General features: G+C 53.4%; 25 protein-coding genes, 1 tRNA gene and 1 pseudogene. 11 read left to right on the forward strand and 16 right to left on the reverse strand.

Features of this window, described 5'->3' with window-relative positions; genetic code table 11:
- Nucleotide 1 precedes the first annotated feature (1 nt).
- The 9 genes from ccmI to ccmA all read right to left on the reverse strand — a co-directional run bounded on the left by ccmI (nt 2) and on the right by ccmA (nt 7,237).
- Nucleotides 2-1,216: a c-type cytochrome biogenesis protein CcmI gene (ccmI, locus tag J1779_RS19420; protein ID WP_217204544.1), complete on the reverse strand. Its 1,215-nt coding sequence runs from the start codon at nt 1,214-1,216 to the stop codon at nt 2-4.
- Entirely contained in the window at nt 1,213-1,698 is a 486-nt protein-coding gene (locus J1779_RS19425; RefSeq protein ID WP_056782097.1) for a cytochrome c-type biogenesis protein, read from the reverse strand. The genes ccmI and J1779_RS19425 overlap by 4 nt, the downstream gene beginning before the upstream one ends.
- Nucleotides 1,695-2,246 carry a DsbE family thiol:disulfide interchange protein gene (locus J1779_RS19430; RefSeq protein ID WP_056782095.1) on the reverse strand — a complete coding sequence of 184 codons (552 nt, stop codon included), beginning with the start codon at nt 2,244-2,246 and terminating at the stop codon, nt 1,695-1,697. Before J1779_RS19430 ends, J1779_RS19425 begins: the two co-directional genes overlap by 4 nt.
- Nucleotides 2,243-4,216 carry a heme lyase CcmF/NrfE family subunit gene (locus tag J1779_RS19435; protein ID WP_056782093.1) on the reverse strand — a complete coding sequence of 658 codons (1,974 nt, stop codon included), beginning with the start codon at nt 4,214-4,216 and terminating at the stop codon, nt 2,243-2,245. The genes J1779_RS19430 and J1779_RS19435 overlap by 4 nt, the downstream gene beginning before the upstream one ends.
- Nucleotides 4,213-4,707, reverse strand: a complete 495-nt coding sequence (gene ccmE, locus J1779_RS19440; protein WP_056782091.1) for a cytochrome c maturation protein CcmE — start codon at nt 4,705-4,707, stop codon at nt 4,213-4,215. The genes J1779_RS19435 and ccmE overlap by 4 nt, the downstream gene beginning before the upstream one ends.
- On the reverse strand, nt 4,704-4,964 hold the full coding sequence (gene ccmD / locus J1779_RS19445; RefSeq protein WP_056782089.1) for a heme exporter protein CcmD: 261 nt from the start codon (nt 4,962-4,964) through the stop codon (nt 4,704-4,706). The genes ccmE and ccmD overlap by 4 nt, the downstream gene beginning before the upstream one ends.
- The gene (locus tag J1779_RS19450; protein ID WP_056782087.1) at nt 4,961-5,698 is read right to left on the reverse strand and encodes a heme ABC transporter permease; all 738 of its coding nucleotides are present in this window, start codon (nt 5,696-5,698) and stop codon (nt 4,961-4,963) included. Before J1779_RS19450 ends, ccmD begins: the two co-directional genes overlap by 4 nt.
- 216 nt (nt 5,699-5,914) lie before the next feature.
- Complete coding sequence (gene ccmB, locus J1779_RS19455) at nt 5,915-6,574, reverse strand: heme exporter protein CcmB (RefSeq protein ID WP_056782086.1); 660 nt, start codon at nt 6,572-6,574, stop codon at nt 5,915-5,917.
- Between the two features lie 21 nt (nt 6,575-6,595).
- A complete protein-coding gene (ccmA, locus tag J1779_RS19460; protein WP_217204545.1) occupies nt 6,596-7,237 on the reverse strand; it encodes a cytochrome c biogenesis heme-transporting ATPase CcmA in 642 nt (213 codons plus the stop codon).
- Nucleotides 7,238-7,486: 249 nt separating this feature from the next.
- Here ccmA and J1779_RS19465 point away from each other — a divergent pair, with 249 nt between their 5' ends.
- The 3 genes and pseudogenes from J1779_RS19465 to J1779_RS25570 form a co-directional block, all read left to right on the forward strand.
- Entirely contained in the window at nt 7,487-8,404 is a 918-nt protein-coding gene (locus tag J1779_RS19465) for a formate/nitrite transporter family protein (protein ID WP_217204546.1), read from the forward strand.
- A 111-nt stretch (nt 8,405-8,515) separates the two neighbouring features.
- A tRNA-Arg gene (locus tag J1779_RS19470) sits at nt 8,516-8,590 on the forward strand.
- Nucleotides 8,591-8,799: 209 nt separating this feature from the next.
- Nucleotides 8,800-9,059, forward strand: a pseudogene (locus J1779_RS25570) (integrase); the annotation flags it as partial.
- A 72-nt stretch (nt 9,060-9,131) separates the two neighbouring features.
- On the opposite strand, the gene J1779_RS19475 reads toward J1779_RS25570, so the two are convergent.
- Complete coding sequence (locus J1779_RS19475; protein ID WP_217204547.1) at nt 9,132-10,145, reverse strand: Shedu immune nuclease family protein; 1,014 nt, start codon at nt 10,143-10,145, stop codon at nt 9,132-9,134.
- Nucleotide 10,146: 1 nt separating this feature from the next.
- Nucleotides 10,147-10,476: a hypothetical protein gene (locus J1779_RS19480; RefSeq protein WP_217204548.1), complete on the reverse strand. Its 330-nt coding sequence runs from the start codon at nt 10,474-10,476 to the stop codon at nt 10,147-10,149.
- A gap of 904 nt (nt 10,477-11,380) precedes the next feature.
- Here J1779_RS19480 and J1779_RS19485 point away from each other — a divergent pair.
- Nucleotides 11,381-11,659, forward strand: coding sequence for a DUF3761 domain-containing protein (locus J1779_RS19485; RefSeq protein ID WP_136376815.1), 279 nt, complete (start codon nt 11,381-11,383; stop codon nt 11,657-11,659).
- Nucleotides 11,660-11,796: 137 nt separating this feature from the next.
- The gene (gene phoC, locus J1779_RS19490) at nt 11,797-12,534 is read left to right on the forward strand and encodes an acid phosphatase PhoC (protein ID WP_056774350.1); all 738 of its coding nucleotides are present in this window, start codon (nt 11,797-11,799) and stop codon (nt 12,532-12,534) included.
- Between the two features lie 71 nt (nt 12,535-12,605).
- On the opposite strand, the gene nlpA is transcribed toward phoC, so the two are convergent.
- On the reverse strand, nt 12,606-13,424 hold the full coding sequence (nlpA, locus tag J1779_RS19495) for a lipoprotein NlpA (protein WP_217204549.1): 819 nt from the start codon (nt 13,422-13,424) through the stop codon (nt 12,606-12,608).
- Nucleotides 13,425-13,655: 231 nt separating this feature from the next.
- On the opposite strand from nlpA, the gene J1779_RS19500 reads away from it, so the two are divergent.
- On the forward strand, nt 13,656-14,177 hold the full coding sequence (locus tag J1779_RS19500) for a GNAT family N-acetyltransferase (protein ID WP_217204550.1): 522 nt from the start codon (nt 13,656-13,658) through the stop codon (nt 14,175-14,177).
- Nucleotides 14,178-14,213: 36 nt separating this feature from the next.
- On the opposite strand, the gene J1779_RS19505 is transcribed toward J1779_RS19500, so the two are convergent.
- From J1779_RS19505 to J1779_RS19520, 4 genes are read right to left on the reverse strand one after another with little or no spacing between them, the layout of a single operon-like run.
- Entirely contained in the window at nt 14,214-15,749 is a 1,536-nt protein-coding gene (locus J1779_RS19505) for an MFS transporter (RefSeq protein ID WP_217204551.1), read from the reverse strand.
- Between the two features lie 40 nt (nt 15,750-15,789).
- Nucleotides 15,790-16,824 carry a Gfo/Idh/MocA family protein gene (locus tag J1779_RS19510; RefSeq protein WP_217204552.1) on the reverse strand — a complete coding sequence of 345 codons (1,035 nt, stop codon included), beginning with the start codon at nt 16,822-16,824 and terminating at the stop codon, nt 15,790-15,792.
- 14 nt (nt 16,825-16,838) lie between these two features.
- Entirely contained in the window at nt 16,839-17,915 is a 1,077-nt protein-coding gene (locus J1779_RS19515) for a Gfo/Idh/MocA family protein (RefSeq protein WP_217204553.1), read from the reverse strand.
- A 2-nt stretch (nt 17,916-17,917) separates the two neighbouring features.
- Nucleotides 17,918-19,093, reverse strand: coding sequence for a Gfo/Idh/MocA family protein (locus J1779_RS19520; RefSeq protein ID WP_217204554.1), 1,176 nt, complete (start codon nt 19,091-19,093; stop codon nt 17,918-17,920).
- A gap of 282 nt (nt 19,094-19,375) precedes the next feature.
- On the opposite strand from J1779_RS19520, the gene J1779_RS19525 reads away from it, so the two are divergent.
- From J1779_RS19525 to J1779_RS19545, 5 genes are all read left to right on the forward strand, one after another.
- On the forward strand, nt 19,376-20,443 hold the full coding sequence (locus tag J1779_RS19525; RefSeq protein WP_122097508.1) for a LacI family DNA-binding transcriptional regulator: 1,068 nt from the start codon (nt 19,376-19,378) through the stop codon (nt 20,441-20,443).
- A gap of 79 nt (nt 20,444-20,522) precedes the next feature.
- A complete protein-coding gene (locus J1779_RS19530) occupies nt 20,523-21,254 on the forward strand; it encodes a FadR/GntR family transcriptional regulator (protein ID WP_217204555.1) in 732 nt (243 codons plus the stop codon).
- 117 nt (nt 21,255-21,371) lie between these two features.
- Nucleotides 21,372-22,271: a 2-dehydro-3-deoxygalactonokinase gene (locus J1779_RS19535; RefSeq protein ID WP_217204556.1), complete on the forward strand. Its 900-nt coding sequence runs from the start codon at nt 21,372-21,374 to the stop codon at nt 22,269-22,271.
- A complete protein-coding gene (locus tag J1779_RS19540; RefSeq protein WP_217204557.1) occupies nt 22,268-22,939 on the forward strand; it encodes a 2-dehydro-3-deoxy-6-phosphogalactonate aldolase in 672 nt (223 codons plus the stop codon). The genes J1779_RS19535 and J1779_RS19540 overlap by 4 nt, the downstream gene beginning before the upstream one ends.
- A gap of 64 nt (nt 22,940-23,003) precedes the next feature.
- The gene (locus tag J1779_RS19545) at nt 23,004-24,407 is read left to right on the forward strand and encodes a sugar porter family MFS transporter (RefSeq protein WP_217204558.1); all 1,404 of its coding nucleotides are present in this window, start codon (nt 23,004-23,006) and stop codon (nt 24,405-24,407) included.
- Nucleotides 24,408-24,428 lie beyond the last annotated feature (21 nt).

Here is a 24,428-nt window from a genome sequence, read left to right on the forward strand (position 1 = left end):
ATTACGGAACCTGCTGATTAATTTCAATGCTGACCTGACCGTTACCGGCAAAATCTGTCAGCGGACTGTCGCCGTACCAGTCACCCGAAGCTGGCGTCGCCAGACCATTCTGTGAAATACGAACGCGTACTTTTAATTGATGCAGCGAAGAAAGCAAGCGTTCCGGCATCATCGCATTACTGTCGTCCACGGTGATCGCCAGCGGGAAGCGGCTCAGGGGCAGTTTTTTCACTGCCACCGGCACCGGGCTGCTGCCGTCCGTCACCGAAATAAAGACCGTGCCATCCTGCGGCAGTGTCTGCTGAGCCGCGGCAGAAAGGCTGACGTTGACGGCCAGTTTTGCCTGATCGGCACCGGACTTTTGTTTCGCCTGTTCGATACTGGCACGCACCATCTCAAGGCGCTTGTCACCGGCGGGCAGAATTTTCAGCATAACTTCCCACGCGCCAATCGCTTGCGGGTAGTGCCCCTGTTCAAATTCATTATAGGCCAGCAGGCTTAATACACGCAGGTCACCCTGAGATTTTTCCAGCATACCGCGCAGGAGATTTCCCCCGGTAAGGTTATCCTGCGGATCGGAAGAGCGGGTTAACACTTCGGCATACCCGAGTTTTACCGCCACATCATCCGGCGCAAGGGCATATGCATGGGCGTAAGCCTGCGTCGCCGTTGCGCCATTATTGAGCGCCATACCAACGCGGCCAAGCATCACCCAGTCCTGCACATTTTTCGGATCGTCCTGTAACTCAGTGCGCAGGCCTAATCCTAAATCCTGCACATCCATAATGGTCAGCGGTGTGCCGCGATCGTCTGCGATGCGGTGACGCAAATCGGGCATACGCTGCATCACCTGATTCCACGCACTCACCTGCCCCAGACCACCGGCGTAGAGATACACCCCCAGCGTGATGATCACCAGCAACAGTGCGCCCGGTACCAGCGTCCAGCGCGCGATCGGCTGTGACGCCGCCGGTGCCTGACCGGCCGGAATATCGGTCAGCAGATTTTCCTGTAATTCCTGAATATGCGCCGGACGTTCATCCACCACGCCCTGCGCTTCATCTTCTTCCAGCTCACTTAACCGGTGATGATAAAACGCTTTGTTCAGCGCATCGCGCGTGGTGTGCTCGCGGCGATCGCCGCGCAGAACCGGCACGATAAACAGCGCCAGCGCGATAACCAGCATCACCAAAATACACAGCCAAAAAATACTCATGATCCTTTCCTGTCGCTGTCTTTAAGTAACTGCGCCAGGCGCTGTCTCTCTTGTTCAGGCATCTGTTGTGCGGCGGTTCTGCTGCTCACCGGGCCACGGCGGGCGCGCATGAAAATCATTGCGCCACCGATGAGCACCACCAGCACCGGTCCCAGCCACAAAATCAGGGTCGATGGCGTGACCGGCGGTTCGTACGTGACGAAATTGCCATAGCGCGCCACCATATAGGCGACGATTTGCTGGCGATCTTGCCCCTCTTTCAGCAACTGAAAGACTTTGGTGCGCATGTCAGCGGCGATGATCGAATCAGACGCGGCGATGTTGGTGTTCTGGCATTTCGGGCAGCGCAGTTGTGCCGTGATGTCGCGATACGCCTGTTCCTGCTCCGGCGAGGCAAACTGGTAAGTGTCGATGGCGGCAAACGCGCTGACGCTCAGCATCAGGCCGAGCACTAACGCCGGCAGTGACGAAAGCATTTTCATGCGCCACCTCCGTACTTTTTGTACAGCGGCAAGACTTCGGCCTGCCAGACTTTCTCATTTAAGTCACCGGCATGGCGATAGCGGATGATGCCCTGACCGTCGATCAGGAAGGTTTCCGGTGCGCCGTAAACGCCGAGATCTAAGCCTAACATGCCGTCGCCGTCGTACAGGCTCAGCATGTAAGGATTGCCCAGCGTATTCAGCCAGTTTACCGCTTTCTGCCGGTTGTCTTTGTAATTGAGCCCGACCACACGCACGCCGGTGGCGGCAAGCCGGTTCAGATAATCATGTTCAGCCCGGCAGGTCGGGCACCAGGTCGCCCAGACGTTGAGCAGCATCGGTTTGCCGTCGCGCAGTACCGACTGATCGTAGGTTTTCCCGGCCTCGGCCAGCGATTCCAGCGTAAACACCGGCACAGGTTTGCCGATAAGCGCAGATTCCAGCAGGGTCGGGTCATCGCCGTTGGCATTGCGGGTCAGCTGCACCAGAAAAGCCGCCGCCAGCGCCAGGAACAAGAACAGCGGAATAAAGAGGAGTTTACGGTTCATGCGTCTTCAGCCTCCGCCAGACCTTGTTTTTTGAGTTTTTTACTCATGCGGTATCGCGGATCCAAAATACACATCACGCCACCGGCTGCCATAAACAGACCACCCAGCCATATCCAGCGGACAAAAGGTTTGTAGTACAAACGCACCGCCCACGAACCGTCGTCCATCTCTTCACCCAGCGCGGCGTAAAGGTCGCGCGCCAGATTGCCGTCAATGGCCGCTTCGGTCATCATGCTGCGCGCCACGCTGTAGAAGCGTTTTTCAGCATGCAGCGTGGTGATTTTTTTGCCGTTCTGCGTGACGTCAATATTCGCTTCACCACCGGTATAGTTCGGACCGGTAATATCGCGAACGTCGCGGAAGATAAAGTGATAGTCATGAATATCCACGGTATCACCGGCTTTCATGCGCACATCACGCTCAACGCTGTAATTCTGGCTGAACGCGATGCCGATCACCGTCACCGCCACGCCAAGATGGCCGAGCACCATGCCCCAGTGGCTGCGGGAAAGTTTGGTCAGGCCGCGCCAGAACGAGTGGCGATGCGTGGCGCGTTCGTGCAATTCCATCAGGGTAAGCACAATCACCCACACCGCCATCAGCATGCCGACCACGGTCATGCCGACGATCTTGTCCTGCAACAACCACGGCAGAAGAATCGACAAGACCAGCGTGACCAACAGCGCCACGCCCAGACGACGCCACAGTTTGCTCGGCTCATCACGACGCCAGCGCACCAGCGGCCCGATGCCCAGCAGCAGCGCCAGCGGCGCCATCAGCCAGGTAAACATCGTATTGAAGAAGGGTTCGCCGATAGAAATACTGCCCATACCCAGTTGTTTATGGATAAGTGGCAACAGCGTGCCGAGCAGCACCACCAGCATCGCCGCCACCAGCAGGACGTTATTGCTGAGCAAATACGTTTCGCGCGAATGCAGTTCGTGACGGCTCGGCGCACGCACCGAATTACCTTTGATGGCGTACAGCAGCAGCGAACCGCCAATCACAATCACCAGATAAGCCAGAATAAACATGCCGCGCGCCGGATCCGAGGCGAACGAGTGAACCGACACCAGCACGCCGGAGCGCACCAGGAATGTCCCGAGCAGACACAGCGAGAAGGCGGTGATCGCCAGCAGCACGGTCCAGGCTTTGAACGTCCCGCGTTTTTCCGTGACGGCGAGCGAGTGGATCAGCGCCGTCCCTGCCAGCCACGGCATAAAGGAGGCGTTTTCAACCGGATCCCAGAACCACCAGCCGCCCCAGCCTAATTCGTAATATGCCCACGCCGATCCGAGCACGATACCGATCGTCAGAAATACCCATGCGGCCTGCGTCCACGGACGTGACCAGCGCGCCCACGCGGTATCCAGGCGCCCTGCCATCAGCGAAGCAATCGCGAAAGCAAATGCCACGGAGAAACCGACATATCCCATGTACAGCAACGGCGGATGGAAAATCAGGCCGATATCCTGCAACACCGGATTGAGGTCACTGCCGTCCACCGGGAAATTCGGCAATGAGCGGATAAACGGATTCGACGTCAGCAGGATAAACAGCAGGAAGCCGCCGGTGATCATGCCCATCACGGCCAGCACGCGCGCGATGGCATCCTGCGGCATCTGGCGGCTGAACAATGCCACCGCCAGCGTCCAGCAACTGAGCAACAGCACCCACAACAGCAGGGAACCTTCGTGCGCGCCCCAGGTGGCCGCCACCCGGTAATACACCGGAAGATGGGTGTTGGAATTGTTCGCGACATAGGCGACGGTGAAATCATTCACCACAAACGCATGGACCAGAATAATGAATGCCAGCGTGATGCAGGCAAACATCCCGTAAGCCAGCGGACGCGCCATCGCCATCATGCGGCTGTCCTGGCGCGCCGCGCCCCACTGCGGATAAATACTCAATAACACCGCCAGACCTAACGCCAGACAAAGTGCAAATGTTCCCAGTTCCGGCATCATGAGCGGTCGTTTCCTTTCTCGTTACCCACATAGGCCGAAGCCGGCCCTTTATGGTTTTCTTTCATGGCGTCGGCGACTTCCGGCGGCACATAGTTTTCATCGTGTTTCGCCAGAACCTGAATGGCATTCACCACGTTTCCCGGTTCCATCACGCCCTGCGCCACCACGCCCTGCCCTTCACGGAACAGGTCGGGCAGAATGCCGTTGTAAGTCACCGCAATCGCCCCGCGCGCATCATAAATTTTAAAACTTACCTGCAAACTTTTCGGGTCACGTTTTACCGAACCGGGCATCACCATGCCGCCGATGCGCAACCGCTGGCCGACTTCCGGCATTTCGTGGTTTTCCCCTTTGCCCTGCAAAATTTCACCCGGCGTATAGAACAAATCAATATTGGAGCGCAGCGCGTACATCACCAGCGTGATGCTCAGGCCAAGGCCGATCAGCACCAGCAGCGCCAGCGTCATGCGCTTTTTACGACGTGGATTCACAATAACTTCTCCGGGGAGGTGTCCGGTTCCAGCGCTGACGTCTGTGCGCCAGGCTGTTTTTTAGACTGAGACTGAATAATGCGTTTTTCGCGGGCCTGACGGCGGCGGACCTCATTGAGGATCTGGCGGTGCTGCACGAAAGTGTGCGCCACCAGCGCAATCAGGGAAATCAGCGTGGCGGCAACGGACAGCCAGACATAAAACGCATAGCCGCCCATCGCAAAGAAATCATGCCAGCTTGAGAATGCAGGGCTCATCCGCGACGCTCCTTATTCAGCAGGCCAGCCACCCACGGACGCAGACGCTCCTGAACCAGGATCAGGTTACGTAAGCGCATCAGCGTCAGGGTAATAAAGAAGAACAGATAACCGAAGATCGCCCAGCGCAGCGGGTAGCGCATACTCGGGTCGATGGTTTGCTGCATATTGGTCGAGCCCTGATGCAGGGTGTTCCACCATTGCACGGAATAATGAATGATCGGGATATTCACCACGCCGACCAGCACCAGAATACCGGCCGCACGCCCCGCCAGACGGCGATCGTCGAACGCGTTGTAGAGCGCAATCACGCCAAGATAGAGGAACAGTAACACCAGCTCGGACGTCAGACGCGCGTCCCACACCCACCAGGTGCCCCACATCGGTTTGCCCCAGGCAGAGCCGGTAACCAGTGCAATAAACGTGAAAACAGCCCCCACCGGTGCCATGGCAGCCACGGCCAGATCGGACATTTTCATCTGCCACACCAGCCCGATAAAGGCGGCGATAGCCATGCCGCTGTAAATTCCCATCGACCAGATGGCCGCCGGGACATGAATATACATAATCCGGTAACTGTTACCTTGCTGATAATCCGGCGGCGCGTAGCCAAAACCCCATACCCAGCCGATCAGCAGGCAGGCAATGCCAAGCAGCCCGAGCCACGGAATGAACCGGCCACAGACGTGGTAAAGCCGTTCAGGCCTTGCGAGTTGATGTAACCATTTCCACATTGTTATCGTTGCTCACTCTAAAATGTCACTGTGCGGGTTGCCGTGGAGCCTCATCGGGCTCTTGCGCGGTCAGACTGCGGTCTTCCGCACTTACTTAGCAATCTCTCTATTTTTGATCATAGAGAAATGTGATGTTAGTCAAAGGTTGCGTTTTTTCTTCCGTATTGTAACGACAGGTAAAATAATTCCACTTCACACGGCGCACAGACACAACTGTCAGTGGACGCTCACTCTCAGCGCCGCCGCCGTGGCGAAGGGCGCTAACGTCGCACTGCCCGCCAGCATCGCGCCGAGGATAGCCAGATAACCGTCGATCGGCATCGACATCGACGCCGCATCAATCGCGCCGGTGGAAAATATCAGTACCGGAATATACAGCGGCAGCACCAGCAGGCTGAGCAGCACGCCGCCTTTGCGCAGCCCGACGGTGAGCGCCACGCCAATCGCGCCGATAAAACTCAGCGTCGGCGTGCCCAGTAACAGGGTCAGCGCGACTGCTTTCCAGGTTTCAAAATCCAGCGAAAGCAGTAAAGCAATCAGCGGTGACAGGAGCAGTAATGGCAGACCGGTCACCACCCAGTGAGCACATACTTTCCCCACAACCGTGAGCGCCAGCGGCGAAGGCAGTAACAGCAGTTGCTCGAGCGTGCCATCGAGATAGTCATCACGGAACAACCTTTCCAGCGCCAGAAGCGAAGACAACAGCGCCGCGACCCAGACAATACCGGGTGCTATCCGCGCCAGCAGTTTAGGCTCCGGGCCAATGCCTAACGGAAACAGAGTGATCACAATCAGGAAAAACCACAGCGGGTTGATAATTTCGGCGCTTTTGCGAAAGGCAATTTTCAGTTCGCGTCGCAGGACTTTAGTAAACATTCCGTCTCATTTCCCCAGGCGTCACGCCAGCTCTTCGCTGGTCAGACGGAGTTTTCGCACGTCACGGCTCACGCCCTGCAAATCCTGATGCGTGGTCAGCAGCACCATGCCGCCCTGCTCTGCGTGTTGTTCAAACAGATTAATCAGCGTGGCAACGCCTTGTTTATCAATGGCGGTCAGCGGTTCATCAAGGATCCACAACGGCGCGGTGCTCAGCCATAAACGCGCCAGGGCAACGCGGCGCTGCTGTCCGGCGGACATTTGCGCCACGGTCACATCCTCGTACCCCAGCAGCCCGACATTGTCTAATGCCTGATAAATCGCCCCGGCATCGGCTTCAGCCTTTCCGGACGGGCGGTTAACAGACAGATAAAAGGCAAGGTTTTCAAACGCAGTAAGCACTGACTTTACGCCGGGCTGGTGGCCGAGATACAACAGATGCTGATGAAAAACGTCGCGCTGACGGCGGGTATTCACGCCCTGCCAGCGAACTTCACCGGCGTCCGCAGAGGAAAGCCCGGCAAGAATGCGCATCAAGCTGGTTTTACCGGCGCCGTTGCGCCCCTCAATCTGCACGATTTCACCCGGTTCGAGGGTGAAACTTAAGCCGCTGAACAAGGTTCGCTCATCGCGAACACAACTCAGATTAAGGGCTTCAAACATGAGGATATCTCTTATTTTTCACAAGTACGCATCATATCACAGGCGTCAGAGGCGACGCAGCGCAAGGTGCCACAGTTTACATGGCTGAAAACCCTGAAATCCAGCACACAATCCACAAATTGTCCCATAAGGTTCATGGGTTAATGCTTTGTAACTTTTATGTATATTTGCTCATAAACGCGTTGTCTCGCCTATGCTTATCCCTGAACACATTTTAAAGCCGCCTTGCGGCACACCGAAGGAATCACCATGCAACAAGAGCACAAAAAACAGGGCAACAGTGACGTCGACAGCGACGAGCACGCACAGGGCAAAGAGATCGAAACCGGCGAGGACAATTTGCCGTCCAAAGCCGCAGCGGTACACGAAGTTATCCGCATGGAAGGTGAGAAAGAGCTGGAGCGCGACGGGCAGGCTTTATTGTGGTCAGCCATCGCCGCCGGGCTTTCCATCAGCGCGTCATTAATGGCGAAAGGCATTCTGCACGCACGCCTGCCGGATTCCCCGGAACGGTTCTTCATCGAGAACATCGGTTATACCGTCGGGTTCATTATTGTGATCATGGCGCGCCAGCAGCTGTTCACTGAAAACACCGTGACGGCGGTTTTACCGGTGATGCAAAAACTGACCGGCAAAAATATCCTGCTGCTGCTGCGGTTATGGGGTCTGGTGCTGGGCGGCAACATCCTCGGCGGCGGGATTGCGGCGCTGGCGTTCCATCTGGTGCCGTTCTTCGACACCACCACTGACGAAGCCTTCCGCACCATCAGTCTGGAGATCATGGAGAAAGGCCCGGAAGCCATGTTTGTTGGCGGAATGGTGTCCGGCTGGCTGATTGCCACGATGGTGTGGATGATCCCGTCAGCCGGTGCCGCCAAACTCTGGGTGATCATGCTGATGACTTACATGGTGGCGATAGGCGACCTGACGCACATCGTGGTCGGTTCGGTGGAGGTTCTCTACCTGGTGTTCTCCGGCGCGATCCCCTGGTATGAATTCATCTGGCCGTTCGCCCTGCCAACGCTTGCGGGGAACATCGCTGGTGGCACCTTTATCTTCGCACTGATAAGCCACGCGCAGATCCGTAACGACATGAGTAACCAGAAGAAAGCCAAAGCCAAAAAAGAGGAACAGGAAGCCGCGAAGAAAGAGGCCGCGAAGCCGTAAACGTCAGTAAAACCGCCGCAACTGGCGAGGAAACGACCAAACGGCAGGCTAACGCCTTATTATTGAGAGAAAAACGAGTATACTACGCGGGCGCTTTCCACAGGCGCCCGTGTCTCCTTAGTTAAACGGATATAACAAGCCCCTCCTAAGGGCTAGTTACAGGTTCGATTCCTGTAGGGGACACCATTTTCACTTCCCATCACGCCTTTCTAAGTGCGAAAAGCCATACATTTCAAATCCATAATCTAAAGCCACGTCTCAACATATCAAAGAGAATGCAGTATAAGCTCGCACAAATGTGTATTTAATTGCGTATAACTCAGGTTCGATGCAGACAGTTTGTTTTAAAAATGTCTTATGAGAGCTTCGTAAGTCAGTTTGGAACATTAATATAGCGTTATCAGCTCGTGTTTCCTGGGCGTAATGATGCCAGCAAGCCGAAGAGTGATGGGTACATCAATAAGGTGCTCAAACTGTTTGGATATCATGGCAAAGCGACAGGATATGGATTCAGGCACACCATGAGCACTGACTTGCATATGGAAGGTTTTGTAGTACTTGAATGGAGTTACAGCTTGCGCATGTTGATAAGAACTCAATTCGTGGGACTTATAAGCATGCACAGAATTTTGAAGGTAGAAAAACAGTGAAGTAAATATATTCAGAAAATATTAAAATTTAAAAATACAATTAACAAATTAAAAAATAGATTTCTCCAATCTATCTTTCAGGTGAGTTTTAACACGCTATCTTTAGCATCCTCCAATATTTCAGCACTATGTACAATAAATTTAGCTCTTTCTAACAACTCATCATAAAACAATATGTCAATATTTTTCATATTTCGACGATACAGCTCAAGTGTTTTTCTTTTAATTGCTAACTCCTTTGGAGAACCTTCAAGACTAGAAAGTGAACCAATAATTAATATACACTCTGTATCATATGTTTCCTCAGAGATTAACTTGTCATCAGAAGTATAATTCTTACTTTGACTTTTAACTTCCCAATTTGCTTTTTGTGTCAATATTTGACTAACTGCATCCGTTAGATCATTAGACAGTCGCCAAGAGTCAGCTCTATTCTGATTCGTCGAAAATAGTTTCGTCATAGGAGTCTTTAACTCCACTATTTTAGTAAACTTTGAGTCTGAGATCAAAAAATCTGTTATTACACTATTAGAACCGCTTACATCTTCACCTGCAACATGGGCTTCCCTCTGAAGTATTTTCAGATACTTGTACCTTAAACCGTATCCAAATATCCATTCATTTCTTTCAAAAAACGCTTGCCAATGCCCTTCTCTATAATCTTGTGCGTTATTAAGCATGGCTTCATATTCAGAAAGCGCGTCCTTACGCCCAAGAATAGTGTTGATATCACTATTAGTAAGTCTATTACTTATTATATGTTGAAGTGCCAAAATCAGTGATGCATTCTCTGAGTGTTCTAGTACCTTCATTATTTGATGATGATCACCAACAACCTCTATAAAATGTCCAGTGCTAGTAGCCGAATTATCACGTATAGCGTGGTACTGAGAAAGATGCTGATAAAAATCACGCAAATTATCTATACTTAAATTACAAGTAAATCGCGACTCTCCAGTTATTGTACAATGTGCAAAGATAGTAGCACTCAAACTTGATACATCTTTAGATTCAGAATCTAAACCTGAAATATTAAAAACAAGTTCATTTACAGTATCCTGACCAATCAAATAAGAGTGCTTTATACTCATATTATACCTTTGCAATTACATATTTGTACATGTCGGACTCAGGCTTGTATTTGTCATTGATTGGAAATGGAGTTTTGGACTCTATAATTTCCACACCTGACAACTCTGATATGTCGAAAGTACGAAACTCAGGGAAGTTAGGAACTGAATCGGTAACACCTTCAGTTTGAACAATATGGACTTTTGTTGATTCAGTCTCATCCAGTCTTCTTAAAATAAATACGGCATGAGGATTACCAATTCTTTGCCCTGGAACCTTACCCTCTTTATTATATTCAAATGAGATAGACTTTCGTTCTTGAATAGCTTTCTTCAAAACTGTTAAAGACATTTACTTTCCTTAGCTATGTGTAAGTTCATTTAACAGTACTTACAATCAACTACTTTGAAAAGGCTTTTTAAAAATTTTTGATGATTTTCATCACAAAACAATCCTAAGCAGACTTATTATTCAAAAATGAAAAACATTAAGTTTAAAAACCTCGACTAGTCACAGCCAACTTATATCCTTTAACTATATAATCAAAATAACTTACAAGCACCACTATTAGCAACATGTCATTACTACCTGTTTTTTTAATATAAAGAACCCATTATTGCTGTAATCTCCATTTAAATCCGTATGTTATTTATGTTTTCAATATAGACACAATTTTGACGAAAATTACCCTAAACCGCACCCACCTGAAGTTTTTGTAATGCATAATTTTATCAGTTTTACGTGAAAATAAGTCACCGAAAAGGGAGTGGTATATGGTTGGGGTAAAACATGCGAATCCTTGCACCATGTGCTCTGGCAGCGTAAGGGATAAAATCAAAACTGAAAAAATGTAAGGTTAAGACCAGCGGCTCCATATTTGAACTTTCAATCAACAAGCTGATTTCTGCGAACTCCCAAAATTATGTCTCACTAACGCACCTTACCTTTTCCTGTTGTTACTCACAGACAATCTCATATGAGAGGGCATTTATTCCCGCAGGGGCTCAGCGAGAGATACTCCGCGCAATCACCTTAAGAACCTAAAATATGTTGGGACTGCGCGTATAGAAACACCATTCACCCCTTCAAGCCCTGTTCATCTTGCTCTAAAAAATATATCCCCCCTTCTCCTTATGCACGTTCTTTAGCCGCTCAACTACTGTTCAAATATCAGCATTGTTTATGTGGTTTTCAGGTGTATTCTCGTCGCAAATAATTACAACCCATACAGCAACGACAGGGATGCAGTGCCATCATGCGCTTACTCGGATTTGTTCTTTTTGCGATCACGCTTTTATTCAATACTGCTACGGCAAAGCAGCATACACAGTCTCCGCCTTCGGATAATGAACTTGTCGAGCAAGGGGATTACACCAACTCTGACGGGCAGGAAATTCACCGTCCGGCGCATACAAAATCGGGTAACGCGCCCGATGGCGCATCGGCTCAGTGCCGGGATGGCACGTACAGTTTCAGTACGCATCGCCGGGGGACCTGTTCCAGACACGGGGGTGTCGCTGCCTGGCTCAACTGACAGCAATCTCCACAAATTCCCAGTTTTGAGATCTCACGCAAACTTTCCTGCAAAAAATTTGTTTTACTTACACATGTTAAAAAATGTTACGGAAATGAGTTCGTAATGAAATCTAAGATGTAAGTAAGGAAACTTTGATGAAGACTTTGACTACTTTTTGCCTCGCCAGCCTGTTTTCTGTCAATGCATTCGCCCTCACCGGCAACGATGCGACCACCAAACCAGACCTTTACTATCTGAAAAACGATCAGGCGATCAACAGCCTGACGTTGCTTCCGCCGCCACCTGCCGTTGGCAGTATCGCGTTTCTCAACGATCAGGCCATGTATGAACAGGGCCGGTTGCTGCGTTCAACCGAGCGCGGCAAACAGGCTGCTGAAGACGCTAACCTGAGCGGCGGCGGCGTGGCGAATGCCTTCTCCGGTGCGTTCGGCTCGCCGATCACAGCCAAAGATACGCCGGAGTTGCACAAGCTTTTGACCAATATGATTGAAGATGCCGGCGATCTGGCGACCCGCTCAGCCAAAGAGAAGTACATGCGCATTCGTCCGTTTGCATTCTACGGCGTGCCGACCTGTAACACCACCGAGCAAGATAAGCTGTCGAAGAACGGATCCTATCCTTCCGGCCACACCTCTATCGGCTGGGCGACAGCGCTGGTACTGACTGAAATCAACCCGCAACGTCAGGATCAAATCCTTCAGCGCGGTTATGATCTGGGCCAGAGCCGTGTGATCTGCGGATACCACTGGCAAAGCGATGTCGATGCCGCCCGCATCGTCGGCTCCGCGGTGGTCGCCACGCTTCACACCAACGATGCCTTCCAGCAGCAGTTGAAGAAAGCCAAAGAAGAGTTTGCGAAACAACATAAATAAAGCGGCACCATGATGTGACGCTTCGGTCAGACAGGCGCGGTTCAGCGCCTGTCTGACACCTCAACCGCCTGTTACCACCCTGGCACCGCGCCACCGTTAAAGATTTTCTCTGCCGCCTTCGCCACTTCTGGCGACTGGTAAGAATTCAGAAACTCCTTCACGTTCTGCGCCTCTTTGTTGTCTTCCCGCGCGACCAGAATATTGACGTAGGGAGAGTTTTTATCTTCGATAAACACGCTGTCATGCACCGGCGAGAGTCCGGTTTGCTGAATGTAGGTGGTGCTGATGATCGCCACGTCAACTTTCGGGTCGTCCAGTACGCGCGGTAACTGCGCACCTTCCAGCTGCATAATGTTCAGGTGATGCGGGTTTGCAGTGATATCCAGCGCCGTCGGCAGCAGGCCGGTTCCCTCTTTGAGGGTGATCAGTTTTTCTTTTTGCAGCAGCAACAGCGCACGCCCGAGATTGGTCGGATCATTCGGGATCGCGACCGTCGCGCCTTCGCTGAGTTGATCAACGGTTTTAATTTTCTTTGAATAACCGGCCATCGGGAAAACGAAGGTATTACCGACGGCGACCAGATGATAGTTATGCGCTTTATTGTCCTGTTCAAGGAACGGGCGATGCTGGAAAACGTTCGCATCCAGATCGCCATGCTCGGTGGCATCGTTCGGCAGTAACGAACCGCTGAAACCGACCAGCTCGACCTCCAGACCGTATTTCTCTTTGGCGACTTTTTTAGCCACTTCCGCCACATCCTGCTCGGCGCCGTTAATCACCCCCACCTTAATATGTTTCGAATCACTGCTTTTTTGGTCACAGCCTGCCAGCAGTAAACCCGCCAGCAAAACCAGGGCTCCGGCCCGAAAATGAGAGGTTGTCAGTTTCACTCTTTATCCTTAAAAAATAAGCGCTAATGTGCAAAGACACTGACTATAACAGGAGGACCGACGGTGATTAAAAAACCAAAAAAGTATCGATAAGAAGAAAAAAGTATAAACACAGAACAGTGGCCGGCAGGGGTATCCAGACGTTTTACTTATACCTGTCAAAAACAGTTTGCCTTCGGGCCCTGTTTACGCAAAAAGTAGTGATTTGGCACCCTCTGCGGAGCAGGAAGAATGGAAATTATTGAGGCGGATGAACAACATGTTTCCGCGATGCAAAAAATTTATGCCTGGCACGTCATTCACGGAACGGCCTCGTTCGAGACTCAACCGCCTGAGCAAAGTGAAATCTCCGCCCGTCTGAAAAAAATCAAAGAGGCCGGTCTGCTGTGGCTGGTGGTGCTGCATGAAGGGGAAGTGAAAGGATTTTGCTATCTTGGCCGTTATCGCGAGCGTTTCGCTTACCGGTTCACGCTGGAAGATTCTATTTATATTGATCCCGGTTTTCAGAAACGGGGAGCGGGTAAAGCGCTGCTTCGCCGCGCCATCGACTGGGCGGAAACTCACGGCTTTCGTCAGTTGATTGGAAACGTCGGCGACAGCGACAATACCGCGTCGATCAATCTGCATCTCGCGGCCGGTTTTCAGATAAAAGGGACCCTGCACTCGGTGGGGTTCAAGCATGGCCGCTGGCTGGATACCGTATTTATGCAGCGCGCACTGGGAGACGGGAATCAGACCCTGCCCGCGCAGTAGCCGTGAGCGGGCAGCCGCGCTGCCCGCCTTTTCACGCTACCCCGTCACTTCACTGCGTAGCACTTTTCCCCTGGCACTTGCGCCCCAGACTTCACTGTACTCATAGCCGGTCAGGTCTTTGATCACTTTCTGGCACTCCGGCGTGCAGTCTGCAAGATCGCCGCCCAGTTTCAGACGCGCGACCTCTTTGATCAGCGTTTTGTGGGTGTCACGCGTCAGTTTAAATTTGAACGTCATGTAAAAACTGACGGCCAGCAGTGCGGCGGTGGCGAATATCATTAGCCCGATAATCGCATGCAGCGCGCTGACCGGTTGCATACCCTGCCCTTTAACGAAACCGCTCTCCTGCAACACGATGCCGATCAGCATAATTGCCAGCGCCACGGTGCTTTTTCGGGTCAGTACCATCACACCGGCAAATATCCCTTCGCGACGTTTTTTGGTGACGATTTCATCCACGTCGGGAATAAAGCTGTAGATATTCCACGGAATATAATAAAGCCCGGCGCGGGCAAAACCGAACACCGCGAACACTGCCGAGAACAGCAAAACAGACACCGTCATTTCGGTGATATACACATAAAACAGGAATGCCAGTACGCAGAAAATAATGCCGTAAGCCAGCCGTAATGCGCCGGAAGGTGACATATTGATTTTTTCCAGCAGCATCATAAAAATAAAGGTGGAAGGCACGGAGGCTAATGCCGCGACGGTTAAATATCCCGATACCGCCGACGCACTCAGATGTAATCCGTACACCACGTAATAAGTAAAGACGGCACCAAATACGTCCAGTGCGGTAAAAGAGAAAATATAGATAATAATATGCTGGCGGAACATACGTATTTTAAAGGAGGAAAGAAGATCCAGCGCCAGGCTTTTTAAATGGTGCAGCAATCCGCCGCTGTTTGCGCCCAGCGGTTCCGGCTCAAACTCTTCCCGCACGTCTTTGGCTTCCCAGGTACACATCCAGGTGGTAAAGACCGCGACGCAGAAAATACAGGCGAAAATAATACCGGTATACGTGTACGTCATCGGATTATCTTTACCGGTGAATTGCATAATCACACCGGGGATCGACACCGCCAGCAGGCCACCGAGCTGGGAGCAGATCATGCGTACGCCTGACAGGCGGGTGCGTTCGCTAAAGCGGTTGGTCATTTCAGAAGAGAGCGTCTCCCACGGCACCAGCACCATGGCCGAAAGCAACTCGATAGAGAGATAGGTGCCGAGATAATACCAGTAGCTCATGTCGGTTACCCAGACCAGCGCATACAGGAACATCAGCGGGGAACTGATCAGCAGGAAAAACCGGCGGCGGCCAAACTTTTTCCCAAGCCAGGTGTTGGCGAAATTATCGGTGATGTAGCCCATGATCGGACTTAATATGGCGTCGATGACGCGGGCAATGGCGAATATTGACCCGGCCTCTAATACGGATAATCCACAATAGGTCGTATAAAAGAATAAAAGCCAGGTACCAATAACGGCGAATGCACCGCCACCAAATAAATCCGTCACGCCATAACCTATGGCCGTGCCGTAACCGACTCTGCGTTCAGTAGGCTTCATTTTTATTATCCTGTGAATGTAGGGTTATTATTAATATTATTTATTCAAGCGTGATCCATTGTCTTAATTGTGAGGAACGATAAATCGCCTCAACCATCTTGAGGGAAATATCGGCCTCATCCAGAGAGGTATAATTATCATCTTCAAGGTTTCTGTTCTCGAAAGACCGGACAGAGTGCGTGAAATTATTAATGGCCTGACGATGGCTGTCGCCCCAGTAACTTTTCCCCTGCCCTGCCGGGCTGTGATCGCTGACCAGCAGCGTTTTATTTTCTCCTGAGATCAGCCACAGCGCGTTATGGTGCAGTTGCAGCAGCCCGTTTTCACAGTGGATTTCCAGCAGCAGCGGGGAATCGGTGCTGTGACAGTTGCTGGCATAAAACAGCCCGCGTGCACCATTCGCCAGTATCAGGCTGGCCATGGCGGTGTCTTCGTTCTCGGTCACCTCCCCCAGAAAATGGCTGTCCACCACACCTTTTATCGCCCGAACGCCGCCGCCAAACCACTGCATCAGATCCAGTGTGTGGATCGCCTGATTGATCAGCAGACTGCCGCCTTCGGTCGCGAAATGCCCGCGCCACGGGCTCTTGCTGTAGTAGGCTCCGCCGCGTGACCAGGTCAGCACGGCTTTAATGCTCAGCATTTTGCCCAGCGCGCCGCTTGCCAGCAGCGCGTGGATTTTCTGGCTCGACGGGTTAAGCCGGTTCTGATAACACACTCCGAGCAGCCTTCCCGAGTCGGTCAGCGCTTTTTTAACCGCCTTGATTTCGCCGGGATTGAGTACCGCCGGTTTCTCGGTAAATACGTGTTTTCCCGCCGCCAGTGCGGCGAGAATGGCCTCCTGATGCAGATAATGCGGCAGGCAAATATGCACCACATCAATGTGCGGATCGCGCAGCATTTCGGCGTAATCGGCGTAAAACGCACACTGATACTGCTGCGCCAGCGCCTGGCCTTTTTCAACATCGCATTCGGCAATGGCCTGTAAACGGCTGGCCGGATTTTGCAGGATCGCCCCGGCATGGCAGGTGTGAATAGCCCCGCAACCGATGATGGCCGCATTAATGGTTTTCATGACGCGCCTCCGGATTACACCGATTGTCCCGCCTGATTTGCCAGCATCTGCGCCCGCACGCACAACTCGGCGGCTTTAAACGCATGCTCCTGGGTCATGGCGTTTTCGGTGCGATTCAGGCAATCCTGAATCAGCTGGCCGAAGAACGGGAAGCCCACTTTTCCTGATACCGGATAGCGGAACTCGCCCTGCTGATTCACCAGATACACCACATCCTGCTCGCCGCGCGTGATATCGACATATTTGCGCATCTCGATGTAGCCTTCGGTACCCAGCAGCGTCAGACGTCCGTCGCCCCAGGTGCTCAGCCCGTCTGGCGTGAACCAGTCGCAGCGGAAATAACCGCGTGCGCCGTTGTCGCCTTCCAGCATCGCGTCGCCGAAATCCTCAAAACGCGGGGACACCGGATGGTTAAAATTCATCGCCTGCGCGGCGACCACGCGGGCGTTGCGGTTGCCGGTGTAAAACAGGAACTGTTCGATCTGATGGCTGCCGATATCACACAGAATGCCGCCGAATTTTTCCCGTTCGTAAAACCAGTCCGGGCGGCCTTGGCCTTCGCGGTGTGGCCCGGTGCCCAGCGTCTGGATAACCCGCCCGATCGCCCCTTCCTGCACCAGTTGTCCGGCGAAAACCGCGCTCTCAACGTGCAGCCGCTCGCTGTAATAAACCGCATATTTTCGCCCGGTGGCAGCCACTTTTGCTTTTGCCGCGGCCAGTTGTTCCAGCGTGGTCAGCGGTGCTTTATCGGTGAAATAATCTTTACCGGCCTCCATCACTTTTAGCCCAAGGGCGCAGCGTTCAGAAGGCACGCCCGCGCCCGCCACCAGCTGAACTTCTCTGTCGGCGAGGATCGTTTCCAGTGAATCTGCCACCGCCACCTGCGGATACTGGCTGACAAATTTTTGCACCTTTTCCGGATCCGGGTCGTAAACCCATTTCAGGCTGGCACCGGCTTCAATCAGCCCGTTACACATGCCGTAAATATGCCCGTGATCCAGCGCCGCCGCCGCCATCACAAACTCGCCCGGCTTCACTACCGGTTGCGGTTTCCCGACCGGCGCATAGTTCATCCCGTCTTGAATGCTCATCTTCAGGCTCCTTTATCCATGTTTTTGCCCAGCGGGATCGCCTCTTCATTGGCGAAGTTTTCCACGGAGGCGGATTTCTCATAAAAGTGCGGTGCCAGCGACACCAGCCCGCCGGTCTGATAGAAAGGATCCGACGGCAAAATCGGCAGCGTCACAATGCAGCGGGTGATGGCGGATTTATAAATCGCGGCAATCAGCTCCAGCGAGCGTTTGCCCTGCACGCCGTCGACCAGCGGTGCGGTTTCGGTTTCCAGCGCAGTGAGGAAATTGTCGATCTGACCGGTGTGCAGCGTGTACGTCAGCGCAGGAATGGACTGATAAATGTCGTTGAGACGGTTTTCCCGCGCCGTATCACGCGCTTCGACAGGGAAACCGTTAGGTGCAGAAATGCTGGCGAAAGTGTCCCACGGCGCGGAGATCCGCGCGCGCTCGCCCTGGATCACCATCTTCTGATCTTCGCCGTGATGCACCACCGAGGCGGTCAGCTGGGTCAGCGCACCGGAGTCATATTTGAAAATCGCCGCCGAGAGATCTTCCACTTCGGCATTGTCGTGCGCGGCATTGGTGATCATCGAGACCACTTCCGACGGGAAACCCAGCATCCACTGAATCGCATCAATATGGTGAACAGCGTGATTGAGCGTGCAACCACCTGCCTCTTTTTCCCAGGTGCCGCGCCACCACAAATCGTAATACGAGTGGCCGCGCCACCAGAAAGAGTCCACCTGCGCATGGCAGACTTTGCCCGCTTCGCCGGAATCGATGACTTTTTTCAGCCGCCAGAACGCATCGGTAAAGCGGTTCTGGGCAATGATCGACAACGTTTTGCCGCTCGCCTGCGCAGCGCTTATCATCGCATCGCATTCCTGTAATGATGCCGCCATCGGCTTTTCACAAAGCACATGTTTGCCCGCGGTCAGCGCATCAATTGAAATTTGTGCATGCACATACGGCGGCGTACAGATGTCAAAAACGTCGATGTCGGGGTCGCCGAGAATATCCTGATGGCTGGCATAGACTTTGGCCTCTGTCAGGCCGTAATGCCGTTTCTTCTCTTCGGCTTTCTCAGGATAAATATCCACCAGCGCGACAATCTGACAACGGTCAGCAAACTGCAAATATCCCTGAATATGGTTATGTGAAATATTACCGGTACCAACGATCGCTATTTTCAGCATTATTTTATTCCTGATTTCAGACTGATGGGCAGCCGTCACCTTGCTGATTTAATGACTGATTTTACGTGTTTCGTCATTTCATCTGGCGCGGATAAATACTTAAAATCTGCTGCAACACTTATTGCTGAGAGAATAGTAATGGCATTTTTTTCCAACAATCGGTATTTGTGACAGGAATTGCAGCGCGGCATTTCGGATTTGCTATGATGATGAATAGCTGATGAATTACAAACAGTTACACGTGGTAATAAGTCCATAAGCTAATGAGGCGTTGATCACAAAATGACAGGAAAATTAAAAATCAGGCAAATAGCCGAGTTAACGGGGCTTTCTCCCAGCACTGTTTCCCGGGTATTAGCTGGCAAAGCGAATGTCAGCCCGCAGGCAAAAGAAAAAGTATTTACCCATGCCAGAAATATGGGTATTTTGCGCGACATTCCCGCCAGCCGCCTGTTAATGAATACTCTGTTAATTTGCGCGCCACCGGCTGCATTCTCTCCCCATGAAGATCTCTATTATTATGAAGCCATTCAGGAAATAACGGCGGAGGTCAGCCGTTTCGACATTCACGTGCGAAAATGCGCGCTGACGGTGAATGATCCGGATATCGCCGGTTTCATGCAGGCGCTCAGCCAGTCGGATGTGGATGGCATTATTATTATCGGCATTGATGATGTGATGCTGTACCGGCTGGCGGCGGAATCCAATAAACCGGTGGTGATGATTAACGCGAAAGACAGCGAAATGCGCCTCGACTGTGTTTCCGCCGATCACTATTCCATCGGCTACAGCGCGGCACATTATTTATTCCAGAAGGGGCACAGGCCGGTATTGCTGTTCACCGATCTGCGGCGGGAAACCATGATGCAGCGTCTGGACGGTTTCAAACGCGCCTGTCTTGAACATCACATTGCTTTTGATGAAGCCACTCATCTGCTGATCAATAAAGGTAATGGCAAGGAGCAGGCGCGGGAAAGCATTGATAAATACCTGCGCGAACATAAACGGGAAACGCTGCCCTCGGCGATAGTCTGCGGCAGTACGCCGATTGCCCACGCCACGCTGGAAGCACTGACCGCAATGGGCATCCGGGTTCCGGAAGATATTTCACTGATGAGCATGGATTTCGCCCATGAGATGAAAACCGCGACGCCGATGAATTTCACCTCGATGCTGCTGCCCTGCCGCGAGCTCGGCACGGAGGCGGTGTATATCCTGCAAAGCCGCTTAATGCGCGCCACCAGCGCCAAGTTTAATCTGCTGTTGCAGGGAAAAATCCACAGCGGCCAGTCGGTGGTCGATGTGAAATGGAAGCGCAAAGGCTTGTATCCGCAGCCGGTTGGGTTATGAGAGATTGCGGTGTAACATGTCGCCATTACAGTGACTTAATCACCCGGCGTCTTGTTGCCGCTGCCTCACCGGAAACTTCATGAACAAACTCACCGCTTCCGTTTCAGAATCCATTACCCGCGATTTAGCGCTGCGTATTATTCGTGGTGAGCTGGCCGTTGGCATGCCGATTGCGGGAGAAAATGAGCTGGCGCAGCAGTACGAGGCGTCGCGCACGTCGGTTCGCAACGCGCTTCAGGTGCTGGGGGCAAAAGGCATGTTACTGATCCAGGCCAAGCGCCGCAGTATCGTCACGCCGCGCGAGCAGTGGAGTTTTCTGGATGCCGACGTGCTCTCATGGCTGGAAGACGTCGGGATTGAATCCGAACTGGTTGAGCAACTGATGCTCACGCGCCTGATTTTCGAACCGGACGTCGCGGCCATGGCGGCGCTCAATGCCAACGGAAACGATCTCGCCGCCATCGAAAATGCGCTGCACGCCATGCAGTCCGGGCAGCAAAAGGGTTCTGCCGCCCAGTTTGAACAGGGCGATCTGGCTTTTCATACGGCGGTGCTCAAAGCCTGCCATAACCCGTTCCTCTCCTCCGTCGGCAGCGCGCTGTCTGCGGCGATGCTGCTCTCTTTTAAGCATACCCTCGAAGAGGATCTCACTCTGACGCAGGATGCCGTGCAGCAGCACCGGGATCTGTTCGAAGCCATTCGCCTCAAGCAGGTCGACGAGGCGCGCCAGTGCATGCGCCACATCTTACTCAGCGCCGCGCACAAACATATCTGGCGTGAGATCCCCGAAAAGTATCAACACTTCTTTTAACGCTTTTCCCGCCTGATTCGCTAACTTCCGATCTCCCTCACAGTAATAAGGTTATTTCTCACCCATCATTCTTGTCATACAAGATTTATATTGTTGTAACTCAAGAATGAGAATGCCATGCACAAACACTGGATTGCCATTGACTGGGGAACCTCGAATTTTCGGGCGTTCCTGATGAAGGATTCCCTCTGTGTTGCCACGACTCACGCCCCCTGCGGCCTGCTTAACGTACCCGACCGGCAGTTTGCGGCGGCGTTGCAGCCTCTGATTCAGCCGTGGCTGGACGAGTACCCCAGGCTGCCGCTGCTGATGGCGGGAATGGTCGGCTCACAGCAAGGCTGGCTGGAAGTGCCTTACGTCGCCCTGCCCGCCGGAGGTGAGCAGCTCGCCGCGCAGGTCGCCACGGTGAACACGCCGTGGGGAAGCCCGTGCCAGATAATCGCGGGCGTCAGCGGCCCAAACGCGTTCGGCCTGCCCGACGTGATGCGCGGAGAGGAAGTCCAGCTGACCGGGCTGGCGGCACTGCACCCGCAGGCGCAGCACTGTGTGATTTTACCGGGTACGCACAGCAAACATGCCTTCCTGCTGAACGGCCAGATCCGTCATTTCAGCACCTTTATGACCGGCGAAATCTACGCCGTGATGCTCAACCATTCGCTGCTGGGCCGGGATTTGCCTGAGCCGTCAGACGATGCCAGCGCCTTTGCGCTTGGCGTCAGTCATGCGCCCGCAGCACCGTTTCTCAGCAATGCGCTGTTCTCGGCGCGCACCCTGCGGCTCGACGGCACGCTGCCTCCTGCAGACGTTGCCAGCTACCTCTCCGGTTTACTCATTGGCGCAGAGCTGCTGGCCCTGCCGGAAACGCAGGCGTGGATCGTCGGTTCCCCGGCATTAACCGAACGCTACACCCGCGCTGCCAGCCAGATGGGCATCAGCCTGCAACCGGCTGACGGCAATGACTGTTTTATTGAAGGCATGGCCGCTATCTGCCGCAGCCTGAACGGAGAACGCACATGAATGCACTGAATTTTTCCACCCGCTGGCAGCAATGCCGGTTGCCGCTGATTGCCATTTTACGGGGTGTGACGCCCGCCGAAGCTGAAGGCGTGGCGCGTACCCTGCTGGAATGCGGATTTACCTGGCTGGAAGTGCCGCTGAACAGCCCGCAACCGCTGGAGTCGATCGCCATCATGGCGAAAACCGTCGGTGATAACGGTTTTGTCGGCGCGGGTACCGTGCTCAGCGAACGTCAGGTGCATCAGGTGGCGGAAGCCGGGGGTCAGCTGATTATCTCCCCGAACCCCGATCTTTCGGTTATCCGCGCCACCTGTGCGCTCGGTTTAGTCAGCCTTCCGGGCGTCGCCACGCCGGGCGAAGCCTTTGCCGCGCTGAATGCCGGTGCCAGCGCCCTGAAGCTGTTTCCGGCGGAGATGATCACCCCGGCCATCACCAAAGCGATGCTGGTGGTATTACCGGAAAAAACCCTGTGCCTGCCGGTCGGCGGGATCAGCGCCGATCCCGCACAAATGCACAGGTATCTGCAATCTGGCGCACGCGGTTTCGGCCTGGGCGGTGGCCTCTATCAGCCGGGCATTTCCCTGACCGCACTGCGCGAACGCGCGCTGGCTTATCAGGGCGCGTGGCATCAGGCGCATGAAGCGCTGCTGAGCCGTAAAACCACCTGACAGCGGCCACTCTGCTTTCCCTACACATCCCAATAAAAACATAAAATGACCTCCGAGGTTTCGTATGACGACACATGCAATTCCACACTCTGTTCCCCGCACCAACCGGCAAACGTTGCTGGTGTGTTTTTTAGCCGCGCTGGCCGGTCTGCTGTTCGGGCTGGATATGGGCGTGATCGCGGGCGCTTTACCGTTTCTGGCACAGGAATTCGGGCTGAGCAGCCATCAGCAGGAAATGGTGGTCAGCGTCATGATGGTCGGCGCGGCGCTGGGCGCACTGTGCAGCGGCCCGATGTGTACCCGTATCGGACGTAAAAAAACGCTGCTGATTGGCGCAGCGCTTTTTGTCGCAGGGTCGGTCGGTTGCGCCTTTGCCCCTGATTTGCAGACTCTGATCGTCTCGCGTTTCCTGCTCGGCGCGGCGGTCGGTGTCGCCTCGTTCGTCGCACCGCTGTATCTGTCTGAAATCGCGCCGGAACATATCCGTGGCAGCATGATTTCCATGTATCAGCTGATGATCACCATCGGGATCCTGGTGGCGTTTCTCTCCGACACGGCCTTCAGCCAAAGCGGCAACTGGCGCTGGATGCTGGGCATCATCACCTTTCCGGCGCTGGTGCTGTTTGCCGGGGTTCTCACCCTGCCGGAAAGCCCGCGCTGGCTGATGATGAAAAACAAACATGCGCTGGCGCAGAAAGTGTTGCTGCTGTTGCGCTCCAGCGAAAGGGAAGCGCACACCGAGCTGGACGCCATCCGCGAAAGCGTGAAGGTAAGCCAGCGCGGCTGGCAGCTGTTTCGTGCCAGCAGTCATTTTCGCCGCTCCACCTGCCTCGGCGTGTTATTGCAGTTCATGCAGCAGTTCACCGGCATGACCGTCATCATGTATTACGCACCGAAAATCTTTGCCATTGCCGGTTTTGCCTCCACCCAACAGCAGATGTGGGGCACGGTGATCGCCGGTTTAACCAACGTGCTGGCGACGTTCATTGCGATCGGTCTGGTAGACCGCTGGGGACGCAAGCCGATCCTCAAACTCGGTTTCAGCGTGATGGCGATTTGCATGGCGTTACTGGGTTACATGTTCTTCATCGGCATCACCAGCCCGGTGCAGCAATACACCGCCGTCATCCTGTTGCTGATTTTCATCACCGGTTTTGCCATGAGCGCCGGGCCGCTGATCTGGGTGCTGTGTTCAGAGATCCAGCCGCTGGCCGGGCGCGATTTCGGCGTTACCTGCTCCACCATGGCGAACTGGATCGCCAACACCATTATCGGCGCGACCTTCCTGACGCTTATCGACTCGGTGGGCAGCGCGGGCACCTTCTGGCTCTACGCCGTGCTGAACGTCCTGTGCATCATCCTCACCCTGCTTTTCGTGCCTGAAACCAAAAACATCTCGCTGGAAAATATCGAGAAAAACCTGATGGCCGGCCTGCCTCTGAGAAATATCGGCAGCTCTCTTTACTAACCCCGTTTTCCCCTTCCTGAC

Origin of the sequence: Rahnella rivi (assembly GCF_019049655.1) — a bacterium.
Classification (GTDB): domain Bacteria; phylum Pseudomonadota; class Gammaproteobacteria; order Enterobacterales; family Enterobacteriaceae; genus Rahnella; species Rahnella rivi.

Coding starts and splice junctions, on each gene's coding strand:
- phoC (WP_056774350.1), top strand. CDS start 11,797: ATGAAGACTTTGACTACTTTTTGCCTCGCCAGCCTGTTTTCTGTCAAT.
- J1779_RS19545 (WP_217204558.1), top strand. CDS start 23,004: ATGACGACACATGCAATTCCACACTCTGTTCCCCGCACCAACCGGCAA.
- J1779_RS19525 (WP_122097508.1), top strand. CDS start 19,376: ATGACAGGAAAATTAAAAATCAGGCAAATAGCCGAGTTAACGGGGCTT.
- J1779_RS19450 (WP_056782087.1), bottom strand. CDS start 5,698: ATGTGGAAATGGTTACATCAACTCGCAAGGCCTGAACGGCTTTACCAC.
- J1779_RS19475 (WP_217204547.1), bottom strand. CDS start 10,145: ATGAGTATAAAGCACTCTTATTTGATTGGTCAGGATACTGTAAATGAA.
- J1779_RS19535 (WP_217204556.1), top strand. CDS start 21,372: ATGCACAAACACTGGATTGCCATTGACTGGGGAACCTCGAATTTTCGG.
- J1779_RS19530 (WP_217204555.1), top strand. CDS start 20,523: ATGAACAAACTCACCGCTTCCGTTTCAGAATCCATTACCCGCGATTTA.
- J1779_RS19465 (WP_217204546.1), top strand. CDS start 7,487: ATGCAACAAGAGCACAAAAAACAGGGCAACAGTGACGTCGACAGCGAC.
- ccmI (WP_217204544.1), bottom strand. CDS start 1,216: ATGAGTATTTTTTGGCTGTGTATTTTGGTGATGCTGGTTATCGCGCTG.
- J1779_RS19430 (WP_056782095.1), bottom strand. CDS start 2,246: ATGAACCGTAAACTCCTCTTTATTCCGCTGTTCTTGTTCCTGGCGCTG.
- J1779_RS19520 (WP_217204554.1), bottom strand. CDS start 19,093: ATGCTGAAAATAGCGATCGTTGGTACCGGTAATATTTCACATAACCAT.
- ccmA (WP_217204545.1), bottom strand. CDS start 7,237: ATGTTTGAAGCCCTTAATCTGAGTTGTGTTCGCGATGAGCGAACCTTG.
- J1779_RS19480 (WP_217204548.1), bottom strand. CDS start 10,476: ATGTCTTTAACAGTTTTGAAGAAAGCTATTCAAGAACGAAAGTCTATC.
- J1779_RS19540 (WP_217204557.1), top strand. CDS start 22,268: ATGAATGCACTGAATTTTTCCACCCGCTGGCAGCAATGCCGGTTGCCG.
- J1779_RS19485 (WP_136376815.1), top strand. CDS start 11,381: ATGCGCTTACTCGGATTTGTTCTTTTTGCGATCACGCTTTTATTCAAT.
- J1779_RS19515 (WP_217204553.1), bottom strand. CDS start 17,915: ATGAGCATTCAAGACGGGATGAACTATGCGCCGGTCGGGAAACCGCAA.
- J1779_RS19435 (WP_056782093.1), bottom strand. CDS start 4,216: ATGATGCCGGAACTGGGAACATTTGCACTTTGTCTGGCGTTAGGTCTG.
- J1779_RS19500 (WP_217204550.1), top strand. CDS start 13,656: ATGGAAATTATTGAGGCGGATGAACAACATGTTTCCGCGATGCAAAAA.
- J1779_RS19510 (WP_217204552.1), bottom strand. CDS start 16,824: ATGAAAACCATTAATGCGGCCATCATCGGTTGCGGGGCTATTCACACC.
- ccmB (WP_056782086.1), bottom strand. CDS start 6,574: ATGTTTACTAAAGTCCTGCGACGCGAACTGAAAATTGCCTTTCGCAAA.
- J1779_RS19505 (WP_217204551.1), bottom strand. CDS start 15,749: ATGAAGCCTACTGAACGCAGAGTCGGTTACGGCACGGCCATAGGTTAT.
- ccmD (WP_056782089.1), bottom strand. CDS start 4,964: ATGAGCCCTGCATTCTCAAGCTGGCATGATTTCTTTGCGATGGGCGGC.
- J1779_RS19425 (WP_056782097.1), bottom strand. CDS start 1,698: ATGAAAATGCTTTCGTCACTGCCGGCGTTAGTGCTCGGCCTGATGCTG.